Here is a 12,845-nt window from a genome sequence, read left to right on the forward strand (position 1 = left end):
CATGATTAAAGCAGGAGCGCTCTATATTGTTGTTATTGTGTCGTTGCTTATTGCGATGATATCGGCGTCGCTATTGACGATTGCTTTTTATTATAGGCAAGAGGTACAGAAAAAGGCGAGATTCGATAAGCTGCTGGTTAATCTGGAATCGGGTACTGCTGTTTTACTTTCTGAAGGATTTAATTATTATGATGAAGCAAAATCTGTTGACCTATTTGAAGACCAAAAGGATAGTCTTGTTCTAAAGAAAGAGCTTTGGGGCGTTTATGAGTTAAATACAGTCAAAGCGTTTGAGGCGAAGGATACATTGAAGCGTGCCTTTTTTTCGGGGGATGCCTTCACAGACCCGAATGCCATTTATTTGGCAGACGAAGATCGACCGCTATCGGTTAGTGGTACTACTAAAATAACAGGCGATGGACAATTGCCTAAATCCGGGCTGAAGCAAGCTTATGTAGAAGGCAAGCCTTATGCTGGAAAAGAGTTGATTTATGGAGCTATTAAAAATAGCGATCGGGGCTTACCGGTGTTGAATGACAAATTAATTCAGGAGATTGAAGCCAATCTAAACACTGTGGAGGGCCTGCCTTTTCTTGTTAAAGATTCAATTTCGTGCTCTTTTTTTAATGCTGTGAGTATCTATAAATTAGCTGCTACTCAAATGAATCTTGGGAGCCGGAAGCTTAAAGGAAAAATTATACTGGTTTCGGATACTACAGTTAACATCGATGCCGATACCCGATTGGATCATGTACAGATCTATGCTCCAGCTATAATTATTGCCGGGGGCTTTAAAGGTAGTTGTCAGTTGTTTGCCCGGGACTCCATTATTATCGGTAAGAATTGTGTGTTTGATTACCCTTCATTTGCGGGGATATTTAAGCCTGAGGAAAGTAAGATTCAGGCGAAGCTTAGCTTAGGAGAGGGCGGACGATTTTCGGGTGTTTTATTCAGTTATGAAAAAACTAGAAGTCCGTTGCAAACGATCATTTCATTGGCCAAAAGTTGTAAAGTAAACGGAGAGGTATATGCTACAGGTTATGTGAAAATGGAGAAAACGACTGCTGTTTATGGGAAAACCAGTGCCAAACGTTTTATCATGCAAACACCTACTACGCTTTACGAAAATTACTTAATAGACATTACGTTGAATCGTAAAATGTTGAGCAAATACTACCTCAGCTCATCCATATTTAAAAGAGATCACCGCGAACAAAGAATTTTAAGATGGCTAAACTGAAAGGAAAAATAAAGGCCTCTACCCTGTTGGAGGTGATTGTGGCTATGGTGGTGATCCTGATTGTATTTGTGCTGGCTACAAGTATTTATGCCAATGTGATGCGGTCTTCGCCTTCAGTAAAGCAACAACATGTAAAGGCAATTATTTCTGGATGGATAACCGAAAGCATTGCTGCGGGCAATTGGAAAGATGAAGTGATCACTATAGATAGCATGGCTTTCCAAAAAACGGTTACACCTTATCAGACTTATCCTGATTTGAGGTTAGTGCAGGTCATTGCGATTGAACAAGGTAAGGAAATAGGAGTACTGAAACTTGTTGTTAAAGTGGGAAAAGATGAATCTGAATAAGAAAGTTCCTGCTTTTACACTGATGGAAGTGACCATTGCTATGCTGATCGCGGGGATTGCTATTGCGATTACATTTACCGCTTATCGCATTGTAAGTGGCTCTTATATCGGGTTTTCGAAGAAACAGGATGAACTGGCCGGGTTTGTATTGGTAGATAAATTGTTAAAACAGGATTTTTTAGGTGCCAGGCACATTGTAAAATCTTCGGATGGACTGGCTATGGAAATGGAGGGTGGATTGATCAGTTATCGCCTGGATTCTGGTTTTATGCTGCGTGATCAGTTTTCGTTAAGGACAGATACTTTTAAGTTACAGCTGAACAGTCCCGCTTTTTTGTTTGAAAGCAATGTTGCGGAAGAAGGGCAGCCTATTGATCAGTTTAGTTTTGAAACGGTGGTGCAGGGTCAGTCGATTCCTCTTCATTACCAAAAAATATATAGTGCTCAGGATTTATTTAAATAATTATGCCTTCAATAGATATATCACGCTATCAGAAAAAAAAGCAACCGGTTCGGAAAAGCGGCGATGCCGATTTGTTTGCGTTTCTGAATAAGGACATCAGTTTTGGCAGCAAACAGGTGTCGGATAAGAAAAAGGAAGGCTTGTATGTGGAGCTGAGCACTTTGCTTTTATCGGGTATCGACTTGCGAACCTCTTTGGAGTTGATTTTGGTAGACCAGGAACAAGCTAAAGACAAGGCTTTGTTTGAAGGGATTAGGCAAAGGATATTGTCCGGTGCTGCTTTATCGGAAGCTTTAAAGGAAACAGAGCGGTTTAGCGACTACGAATATTATAGCATCAGGATAGGGGAAGAGACGGGTAAGTTGGGTGATGTATTGACCGATCTCGCTAAGTATTACAAGAGTAAGATACAACAGCGTAGGAAGATTGTAAGTGCAGTTACTTATCCTGCAATTGTGTTGCTGTCGTCTCTTGGTGCTGTGTTTTTTATGATCAAATTTGTGGTGCCTATGTTTGCTGATGTGTTTTTACGCTTTGGGGGTAAGTTGCCTTGGATTACCGCTTTGATTATTAGTTTTTCGGGTTGGTTTGACCGGTATTTTATATTTCTGGTGTTATTTGTTCTGGTGTTGGTGGTCATTTATTTATTTAAACGTAAAGCTGATTGGTTTAGAAGCTTTTCTTCACGTTTGGTGCTTAAGGTGCCGGTGGTTGGCGATCTGGTGAAGAAAATTTACCTGGCACGTTTTGCCAATACCATGCGTTTGCTGGTGAGTACAGATACACCTTTGCTGCGGTCTATTGCGCTGGTAAGGCAGATGATCGATTACTATCCCATTGAAACTTCCTTGTTGAAGGTAGAACAGGATATTTTGCAAGGGGAATCTTTGCATAAAAGTCTGTCTGCTTTTACTTTTTATCCTGCCAAGATGATCCAACTGATTAAGGTTGGGGAAGAGGTGAATAGAATGGATTATTTTTTTGAAAAAATAGCTGCACAGTACACGGAAGAAGTGGAATATCGCACCAATACAATTAGTAGTTTATTGGAACCATTGATCATCATTTTTTTAGGGCTGGTGGTTGGGGTAATATTGATAGCGATGTATTTACCAATGTTCCAAATGAGTAATAGTTTTTAACGCTTATATAATGATATTATGAAAGTAGATTTAACGCACATCAAAACAATTCATGATCTGGCCAGGACTGGATCGACGGGCTGTCGCCAAGATCTGGCGAAGCGGCTTGGTATCTCTATCAGGAGTCTGTCTGATCTTATCAGATATATGAAAGAAGAGTTGGATATTCCTATTCATTATGATCGGTTGAAATTAACCTATTCTTGCCTTGAAGAAGGACATGTTAATTTTAAATTTCAGCGAAAGAGAGAGCTGAAGAAACAATTAATGAAGTTAATAGAAGGGGCTTTAGCCATGGTTGTTATTTACGACATCATTCCTTTGTAAGAAATAAGTATTATTATCATATTTGAAATACAAACATTCAATTTCGTGTGCTCCAAGGTATAAAACAGGAGATTAAAGAAAACTTACTACTACAGAGAAGAGTAATAGTTGTACATAGAGATTTGAGATCATCAGATCTGAATTGATAAACAGAATTTAAATTTTAAGAATGCTTGTTGTCGATTTTCTGCAGCGAATAAATTGAGCCATTTCAATAAATGATTCAATTTATTCGCTTTAACGTTGTCATTTTGCTGTTTTTCCGCTTAATTTTTTTAAAAATTATTTTCTTGGGGGCATACGGGCTGCACTGATGTTTTTTAAAATTGGGAGATTCAATCAACTCCTTATAAATGAATAAATTTGCTTTTCTCACAATTCTTTACTTGAATTTCATTGGTTCAGCTGTTGCGCAGACTATTTTTCCGCAGGCAATTGATATTCCAATCACGCCAAATTTGGCGGCCTTATATAAATTCATGGATCAACCTGTCGGTACTTTTTCCGGAATACCTCCAGTTAGTTTTCCGGTTCTGGACTTAAATCCGCATGCACGAATAAGTTTAAATTATAATGGCGGTGGTATTAAGGTCGAAGAAATTGCTAGTTCAGTTGGTTTAGGGTGGACATTGCCTGTGGGTGGAAACGTTACCAGAGTTATGAGAGGGATACCCGATGATGTCCCTGGTAGTGATTTATCTGGAGGTTATTATCATTCGACGTTTAAGCCTTCAAACTTTAGTTCTGCAGGTTCTTTAGTTCCAGCTTATAATGCAGGCCGAAATTTATTGGATCTTGAGCCCGACCTGTATTTGTACAGTTTTAATGGTAATAGTGGATCCTTTTTCTTCGATGAGAACAAAAACGTTGTAATGACAGAGCAGAATGGAATAAGTATAGTTCCAATTGTTGGTACAGGTAATGTAGGTTTTTTAGGCTGGATATTTAGAGATGAAAAGGGAAATAAATATTATTTCGGTACTACCGCAGACCGTACCAGGAGTGCCGTAGACTTTACTGAACCTTCATTTAATGGTACGGATCCATATACTAATGCAAGTCCTATTCCAATCTTTAGTTCAACGTGGCATTTAGTTCAAGCCGATGACGTTAATGACGTTCGATTGGCTGACTATAATTACACATTTAATACAATTTCTTATGAGAGTAGGGGTGTTGAGTTTAGGAAATTAACTATCACGGGACCGTGTACCCTAAATGATGGTGATAATCTAAGCACTATAGTCCATGTTCAAAATCAAGAGAGCAATTTGCAGGAAATTGTTTTTCGGGAAGGAAGAATTTCTTTGGAGTATTCAGGAAGGCTTGATCTTATGGGCGGGCGGAAATTGGACCGAATTAAATTGTTTAATAAAGCAAATTCCCTGACAAGGACTTTTCATTTTAATTACGGATATTTTCCTCCAGGAGGAGGAGATGTGCCGCAGTCATCGCACCTTTATAAAAGATTAAAGTTATTGTCTTTTTCCGATTACGGTTCTGGTTCAGGTATAGATAGTATCACTCATAGATTCGAATATGATGAAGGGGTGCTTCCGGTTAGAACATCTACCAACATGGACTATTGGGGCTATTACAATGGGCCAGCTTTATTAAATGGTAACACACTTATTCCTAATGGAACCTATTCTTACTCACAAATAAATTACACGCAAGGAGCTGACCGAAGACCGAAATCTGGCTATAATGCTGCCTGTATATTATCAAAAGTGATATATCCTACAGGTGCCGAAAGAAAATATTTTTATGAAGGAAATTATGTTTTGAACGACCCATCTTCGGAGATCGTTGAAGAGGGTGACAATACTCAGAGTCATATAATTTACCTCGATATGTTAGCGCCTATAGATCAACCGTATTCTGGATACAGGCAGGATATTACTATTAACAGTGCAACTGGCAGTGCTAAATTATTATATTATATAATTGGCGATGTTAGAAATAACTGCGACTTTCATTTTAGAATTGTAAATAAATTAACTAGTTCACAGGTAAATCGGACATCTCCATACGAAGTTACGCTTGAAGAAGAACTTAATTTACCAAATGGCGTGTATGAATTACAGCTTGATTATTATTATCCCTGTTCTGTTGATATACTGGATCTTGGTTGGATTGAAAACAAAGTTCCCCAACAAACTTTTGAAAGATTGGGGAAGCTTTTTTTAAAAGATAATGAATTAGCCGGGGGACTACGGATAAAAAAGATTGAAGATTATCAACCTGAAAATAACCAGGTTGAAATAACGGAATATAAATATAATTTATTCAATGATAGTTTATTAACAAGCGGGATGTTGCTTTCAAACCCGAAATTTTTTTTCAGAAAAACTTGTGCTGGCCGATCGTGTGTTATTTCGGGGCTCTCTTCCCAAAGTTGCTATCCTTTAACCAGTCAGTCTGGCTCTTATGTTTTTTATACAGATGTAACGACGATAAGAAGCAAAAATGGACGCATAGAACAAAAGTTCAGTTTTAATTATGATGGAGATCTAATGGGGGAAGACGATGGACTTTCCCCAATCACACCTATTACAGATAGAGCTTATTCTAGGGGAGATCTAATATATTCGAAGTATTACAATGAAGATAAAACACTATTAAAGAAAGTAAGGAATCTATATAATTACATGGACGAATACTCCCATAATCCATATCAAAAAACAATAATTGCATACAGGGTTTCTTTAGAAGGTGATGACAACGGCGCTGGTGCTCCCTTGCTTTCCGGATGTTGGAAACCTTACTATTTGCAAAGCCGGTTTAAGTATCTAAAATCAACATCTGAAGTTTATTACTATGGCACGGACTCAATCTGCACTTCTAAGGAGTATTTTTTTAATGAGGACATAGCTGCGTTATATCCACATAAGGAAACTTTCCTAACTAGCTCCAATAAGGCACTTGAAATAAACTATCGGTATGCATCCGATAATTCATTAAGCTTCGACCTTGGGTTAACGCCGCCTGAATTGCTGGTTAAGCAAGAGTTAAGGAATGCGAATTACTTACAGCCGATTGAGGTCGTTAAAAAGGTAAGTGATATCGGCGGATCATCATTTATTAGTGGTGACAAGTATATTTTCGCGCTCTCGAATTTCGGGCATTTTAACCTTTCTAAACAGCAACATTTCTATGGACTTAACGAATTTGTTAATCAAAACTATATTCAGTACGATGATATGGGGAACTTGCTTTCAGTAAATATTGATGGTGGAAATAAAACTTGTTATGTATGGGGTTATGGTAAAAGTAAGGCTATTGCAGAAATAAAAAATGCAGATTATGCAACAGTAGAAGCTGTTCTTGGTGGGGTGGCTGCAATAAATTCTTTTTGCAATAATCACAACCCAAGTGATGTCGATGTGTATAATTTCCTTGCTGCCCTAAGAACAGACACAAGGTTAAAGGATGCTCATATAACTACTTATATCTATGCCCCATTGATTGGTACGACAAGCTCTACAGATGCCAAAGGCATGATTGCTTATTATGAATATGATGGTTTTCAACGGTTGAAGTTTATTAAGGATCAGAATGAGAATATTGTGAAAAGCTACGAATACCATTATAAACCTTAAATGCGCTCTTTATGAACAAGCTATTTAAAATTTCGTCCATCATAATTTTTGTTTTTTCGACGTTATTCGGTGCAAAAGTCAAAGCCCAACAGTTACAACATATTAGTTTAAGCACTTATAGTAATCAAACTGAGATTAAGGCCACAGGTAGTGTAACGCTTACAGATGGTTTTTACATTCTTGCAGGAAGCAATGTAAGGATTTTTACAGGCGCTAGCTTTCAGGAATGTGTTGATCTGGTTGGCAGTGCGAGTACGAATCAGAATTACATCAGCACTAAAGTATTTAAAACAGCAGGTGTAAATGAAGGGAATATCAATCAAACCCGAAGCGTTTGTGCTGTCAATCAAACCATTCAATACATTGATGGATTGGGGCGCCCTATGCAAACGGTTACCGTGCAAGGCAGTCCTTCTTTTAAAGATTTGGTACAGCCTGTGGTTTACGATGCTTTTGGACGTGAACAATACAAATACCTGCCTTATACCACTAATGCGGGGGGCTACGGAAGCTTTAGGCATTCTTCAGTAAGCGAACAGGTAGCCTATTACAATACTCCACCTGCAGGAATTGCAAGCATTACCAATACGGCTTTTGCCGAAACCCGTTATGAAGCCTCGCCATTAAACCGGGTGTTGGAACAGGGGGCACCCGGGGTTAACTGGCAGTTGAACGCTGGTCATACCCAAAAAATAGAATATGGATCAAATAACAGTTCGACAGCCTACAACAGCACCGGTTTTGCTGTACGGTTATATACTGCTGCTGCAGTGACTACAGTTGATCATGAGCATGAAAGAATTCTTTCGGGTACTGGATTTTATAATCCGAATGAGCTTTACCTCAGCATCAGCAAAGATGAAAACTGGAAAACAGCAAATGGTAAAGCTGGTACTGTAGAAGAATACAAAGATAAAGAAGGCCGTATTGTTTTGAAAAGAACTTTCGACCAAACCGGAGCCTTGAGCACCTATTATGTTTATGATGATCTGGGTAACTTAAGTTTTGTTTTGCCTCCTGGCGCGAATCCGGATGTTGAGGTGGTCCCTAATCAAACGGTACTCAATGATTATTGTTACCAGTACCGTTACGATGGGCGCAAGAGGTTGATCGAAAAGCGGATCCCAGGGAAAGACTGGGAAGAGTTGGTTTATAATAAGCTGGATCAGGTGGTACTGAGCCGGGATGGAGTCCAGAAGGTAGGCAATCAATGGTTGTTTACCAAGTATGATGCATTGGGCAGGGTTTTAATCACTGGCCTTTATGCCGATGGTAGCTCACGAGCTAGTTTACAGGGTACAGTGAATGGGCAAAACTCTCTTTGGGAAAGCAGGAGCAGCAGTGAAATTGGTTACACTTCAGCTGCCTTTCCGCAAACTATTACCAATTACCACATCATCAATTATTACGATGACTATGCTTTTCCGGGTAATACCTTTGGTACTCCCAATACAGGCTTAGGTCAGGTTACTGCCGAAAGAACTAAAGGCCTGCTGACCGGTAGTTACGTTTACATTCCGGGTACCACAACAAGATCCCTGAGCGTAAGCTATTATGATGCAGAAGGAAGGATGATCCAAAGCAAAAGCGAGAACCATTTAGGTGGCAGCGATGTGGTTGATAACAACTATAATTTTGCTGGGGAGTTAATGGGCAGTACTCGTACGCATATTGGAAACGGGGCAACCACGACCATTGCCACTCGTTATGAATACGACCATATGGGCAGGAAATTAGCAACTATGGAGTCCATCAATAGTGCGGATGAGGTTGTGCTGAGCAAACTGACTTATAATGAGCTTGGTCAGCTGCTGAGAAAGGACTTACATAGTACGGATAACGGTGCCAACTTTTTACAGCATACCGATTATGCTTATAATGAGCGGGGCTGGTTAAACAAAAGTAGATCAAATGAGTTCAGTGTTAACCTGAAATATGACGATGGTACCGATCCTCAATACAATGGTAATATTGCTAATCAGGACTGGGGAGCTGCGGATAGTTATCCAAATACCTTTACCTATAGTTATGATCCCTTAAATAGGTTATTGAATGGTACCAGTACAGGAACGACATCGCGTAGTGAAGTCATAACCTATGATGCCATGGGCAATATTGCTACATTGAGCAGGGATGGTGGGGCACTGGCTACCTATGATTATGATGGTAATCGTCTAAAGCAAATTCTGAATGGTCCATTGGCAACAGGGTTGTATGGATATGATGAAAATGGAAGTGCGATTACTGATGGAAGATTGGGTGTTAGTTTAAGCTATAATCTGCTAAGCCTTCCGGTAAGTGCGACGGGAACAGGGGTAAATCTGGCTTATACTTATGACGCAATTGGTCGGAAGCTTAAAAAGGTGAGTAATGGGGTTAATCGTGATTACATCAATGGAATAGAGTACAATGGGAGTGTGATTGATATCATTCATACTGAAGAAGGGGTGGCTAGGAAGAGTGGCGGGTTGTACAGTTATGAATATAATCTGACGGATCATTTGGGCAATGTTCGCTATACTTTCCATGAGAATCCTGTCACCCATTTGCTGGAGGGATTGCAGAGTGATGATTATTATGCATTTGGGAAAAGATTTGGTGATGGTGGAGTTAATAAATATCTTTATAACGGCAAGGAGTTGCAGGAAGAGCTGGGACAGCTTGATTATGGGGCAAGATTCTATGATCCGGTTATTGGAAGGTGGAATGTCATAGATCCTAAAGCTGAGCTTGGTAGAAGATGGTCACCATATACCTATACTTTTGATAATCCCATTAGGTTTATTGACCCGGATGGGATGTGGCCGTGGCCATCTATGGCTGATTTAAAGAAAGCATATACTTCTACTGTATCTACCGTTTCCAAGACTTATGATAAAGCCTTATCAACCACAAAAAGCGCTTATAATCAAACTGCATCTGCGGTTACTAAAGCTGGGGTCGCAACTCAAAAGTGGACTGCTGAAAATAAGGAAACTCTTTTAAGCGTGGCGAAAGGCATGCAAGATGTAGGTGACAAAACAGCTGTTATCGGAGGGGTTGCAGCTGTGGCCGGGGCGCCCATTGCGGGGGTAGGCGCCGCACCTGGTGCAGGACTTGCGGCAGCAGGTAAGGCCGTTTCAATCGCTGGGGCTGGTTTAGAAATAGCTGTAGAATTAATTGCGGGAAGTGGTAAAAATGCTGCAATTACTGCGGCAAATGAAGCAACCTATGAGGTTGTGGGGAAAATAGGAGATAAAGCGGTAGACCAACTGATACCAGGGCCTACACCGAGTATTTCACCACAAATTAAAGAAGGGGTTAAACAGGCAGTGGGGCTTGTAGAAAGTGGTATTAAATCGCAAACAGATAAAACGTTAGATAAGTTAAGGGACAAAAAATAAATAATATGGATTTTAAACTTTTTTTTATTGGCGTTGGCTTTTTAATAGCGGCATATCTGATATATCGGAATGTTAAGAATGAAAAACCTTCTTCAGAAGAAACAAATTGGGAAGGGCCCACACTTTCTACCTATATTGGTTTATGGGGTAGCGTTATTATGTGTACTATGGTTGGTATAGGATTTATTTTTAAATCATTGCCGGCTCAAATTTAACTGTAGATTATGAAATTTGAAATATTTGTCAAGTTGCTCTCATCATTTTTGTTTTTATCAATTGGCCTAATGGCAAAATTCTCAAATAATGATGGATGGAGTGCAATTAAAAAATATTGGCTTCTTTTTGTTGTTATTGGGGCAATTTCACTAATTTATAACATCTACAAATTAATATAAATTATGTCAATAAGGATCGATTATTATTTGGGAGAATAACAGACTTCAAGGAGAACTTGTTGGGTATTATTGGTGGGGTTTTAATAGTTGGAGATTAACCCTCTATTATGATTAGACAAATTAAATCGGGACAAATCTGGAAGTATAAAACCAGAGCAAACGAATCAGATTCAAGAGTGATTATAATGTCTATTGACAAAAAAATCATATTGTTCATGTTAAATTGAATGGTTTGAGATTATTAAACCACTGCAAAAATGAAGTTTTTGCTGATTCAATTGATCATCTGCCTATTGCCACTGATATATTTCTTGCAAGTATAACGGAGTTGAAGCTATAACTATGATAGAAAAAACTAATAATCAAAAATAAGTAGTTGCATGAGGGGGATTACGCTGGACAAGGGGAATCTTTGCATAAAAGCCTTTCTGCTTTTGATTTTTACCTGCCAAAATGATCCAGCTCATCAGGGTTGGGAAGAGGTGAAAGGTTTATTTCTTTGAAAAAATAGCATCACACTAATAGCCATGTATCTGCCAATATTTCAAATGAGTAATAGTTTTTAACGCTTTAAAAAGAATTCGTGGGTGTATTTCCGGAGAGGCAACAGGTTCTTCGGATTGTATGGCCGAAAAGTTTGGTATTTCTAAGCGATTTCTGTATGTTAACAGGATTGATGTTTCAGGGAGTACATATTCCACAGGACACATGGGGATGTCAGGAGAAAATGTATTTGTGTTTAAGAATGCAAATCAGTTTTACTATTACGAGCGGTTAGGCTATTCAGAAGGTACTTTTGAATGGGTAAATGATAAGAGCATTAAGCTTACTAGTAAGGTAATGGGATTTGATATTCCATACAAAGATGAAAGACATTATAAAAGTCTTAATGAGAAATTAATAGTTTTTAAAGGAGACAATCTATTTTTTGAGGGCTTTATACTAAGACGGGATAATGTTAAAGGGTTAAAATAAACTCAAGGTGTTGTATTAGACTCTTTCCTCGGATCAATCATAATTTAATTTCTTTATTTTTTAATATATATATATTAGTTAATATAATTACACTTGTTTAATACTCTCTTATGCTCTCGAACTCCACCAAAGGGAATCTTTCTATTGATCTCTTAATAATGCCTCAAACAATCAACTTATATCAGTTTTACAATTAATAGAATTAAATGAAATCCATATTTCTTTTTTCCTTCTTGTTTATTTTTTTCAAATTTTCCTCTGCGCAAACAAATACATTTCCTGAAACGGGGAACGTCGGAATTGGAACAACAAATCCTACTGCAAAAATTAGTTTTAACAATTTAAATGATGCTTCTAACAATCCAGATGGAATTACCTGGTATAATCCTAGGCCTACGGCCTATGGAATACACAGAACCGCAGGTCCTTGGATTGAGCCAAGTTATCAACAGCTAAGGCTTGGATGGGAAACGGGGATAATATTAGACCCGGGCAGTTTGTATGGAAATAGTTATGTAGATGTTCAAGGAGCGGGACTGCGGGTGACATCTGGAAATGTGGGCATTGGTACACTAAACACTAAGGGCTATAAATTGGCTGTAGCAGGTAATGTGGTTGCGGAGGCTGTGACAGTTAAACTTCAAGGAAACTGGCCGGATTATGTCTTCACTAAATCTTATCAATTCCCATCTCTTCAGGAAATAGAAAAACACATCAAAGAAAAAGGTCACTTGCCTGGTATTCCGTCAGCTGCGGAAGTGAAAGCCAATGGAATTGATCTTGGGGAAATGAATGCGAAACTCTTACAAAAGATCGAGGAGTTGACATTGCATTTGATAAAGATGGAGAAGAAAAATGAAAGGCAGGAGTTGCTAAACCAACAATATCAAAGTGAAATTAATAAGCTTAAATCCAGAATGGATAAATAATAGAATAATTATTTCCTGATTACATAAACAAATCTTAAA

10 protein-coding genes are annotated in these 12,845 nt (G+C 38.6%); all 10 read left to right on the forward strand.

Annotated features, from left to right (window positions below):
- Window position 1: 1 nt before the first annotated feature.
- The 10 genes from EZ444_RS07140 (at window position 2) to EZ444_RS07185 (ending at window position 12,806) form a co-directional block, all read left to right on the forward strand.
- Complete coding sequence (locus EZ444_RS07140; RefSeq protein ID WP_131608044.1) at window positions 2–1,240, forward strand: hypothetical protein; 1,239 nt, start codon at window positions 2–4, stop codon at window positions 1,238–1,240.
- A complete protein-coding gene (locus tag EZ444_RS07145) occupies window positions 1,228–1,590 on the forward strand; it encodes a PulJ/GspJ family protein (RefSeq protein WP_131608045.1) in 363 nt (120 codons plus the stop codon). The genes EZ444_RS07140 and EZ444_RS07145 overlap by 13 nt, the downstream gene beginning before the upstream one ends.
- Window positions 1,577–2,053 (forward strand): prepilin-type N-terminal cleavage/methylation domain-containing protein, encoded by a 477-nt coding sequence (locus EZ444_RS07150; protein ID WP_131608046.1) that lies wholly within the window; start codon window positions 1,577–1,579, stop codon window positions 2,051–2,053. The genes EZ444_RS07145 and EZ444_RS07150 overlap by 14 nt, the downstream gene beginning before the upstream one ends.
- Before the next feature lie 2 nt (window positions 2,054–2,055).
- The gene (locus EZ444_RS07155) at window positions 2,056–3,195 is read left to right on the forward strand and encodes a type II secretion system F family protein (protein WP_131608047.1); all 1,140 of its coding nucleotides are present in this window, start codon (window positions 2,056–2,058) and stop codon (window positions 3,193–3,195) included.
- Window positions 3,196–3,213: 18 nt separating this feature from the next.
- Window positions 3,214–3,522 (forward strand): hypothetical protein, encoded by a 309-nt coding sequence (locus tag EZ444_RS07160; RefSeq protein ID WP_131608048.1) that lies wholly within the window; start codon window positions 3,214–3,216, stop codon window positions 3,520–3,522.
- A 353-nt stretch (window positions 3,523–3,875) separates the two neighbouring features.
- Window positions 3,876–7,124: a hypothetical protein gene (locus EZ444_RS07165; RefSeq protein WP_131608049.1), complete on the forward strand. Its 3,249-nt coding sequence runs from the start codon at window positions 3,876–3,878 to the stop codon at window positions 7,122–7,124.
- An 11-nt stretch (window positions 7,125–7,135) separates the two neighbouring features.
- Window positions 7,136–10,507 carry a DUF6443 domain-containing protein gene (locus EZ444_RS07170; RefSeq protein WP_205945222.1) on the forward strand — a complete coding sequence of 1,124 codons (3,372 nt, stop codon included), beginning with the start codon at window positions 7,136–7,138 and terminating at the stop codon, window positions 10,505–10,507.
- Between the two features lie 5 nt (window positions 10,508–10,512).
- Window positions 10,513–10,722 (forward strand): hypothetical protein, encoded by a 210-nt coding sequence (locus EZ444_RS07175; RefSeq protein ID WP_131608050.1) that lies wholly within the window; start codon window positions 10,513–10,515, stop codon window positions 10,720–10,722.
- A gap of 804 nt (window positions 10,723–11,526) precedes the next feature.
- Window positions 11,527–11,877, forward strand: a complete 351-nt coding sequence (locus EZ444_RS07180) for a hypothetical protein (protein ID WP_131608051.1) — start codon at window positions 11,527–11,529, stop codon at window positions 11,875–11,877.
- A 206-nt stretch (window positions 11,878–12,083) separates the two neighbouring features.
- Entirely contained in the window at window positions 12,084–12,806 is a 723-nt protein-coding gene (locus EZ444_RS07185) for a hypothetical protein (protein WP_131608052.1), read from the forward strand.
- The last annotated feature ends 39 nt before the right edge of the window (window positions 12,807–12,845 follow it).

The sequence above is a fragment of the Pedobacter hiemivivus genome, assembly GCF_004331685.1.
Taxonomy (GTDB): Bacteria; Bacteroidota; Bacteroidia; order Sphingobacteriales; family Sphingobacteriaceae; genus Pedobacter; species Pedobacter hiemivivus.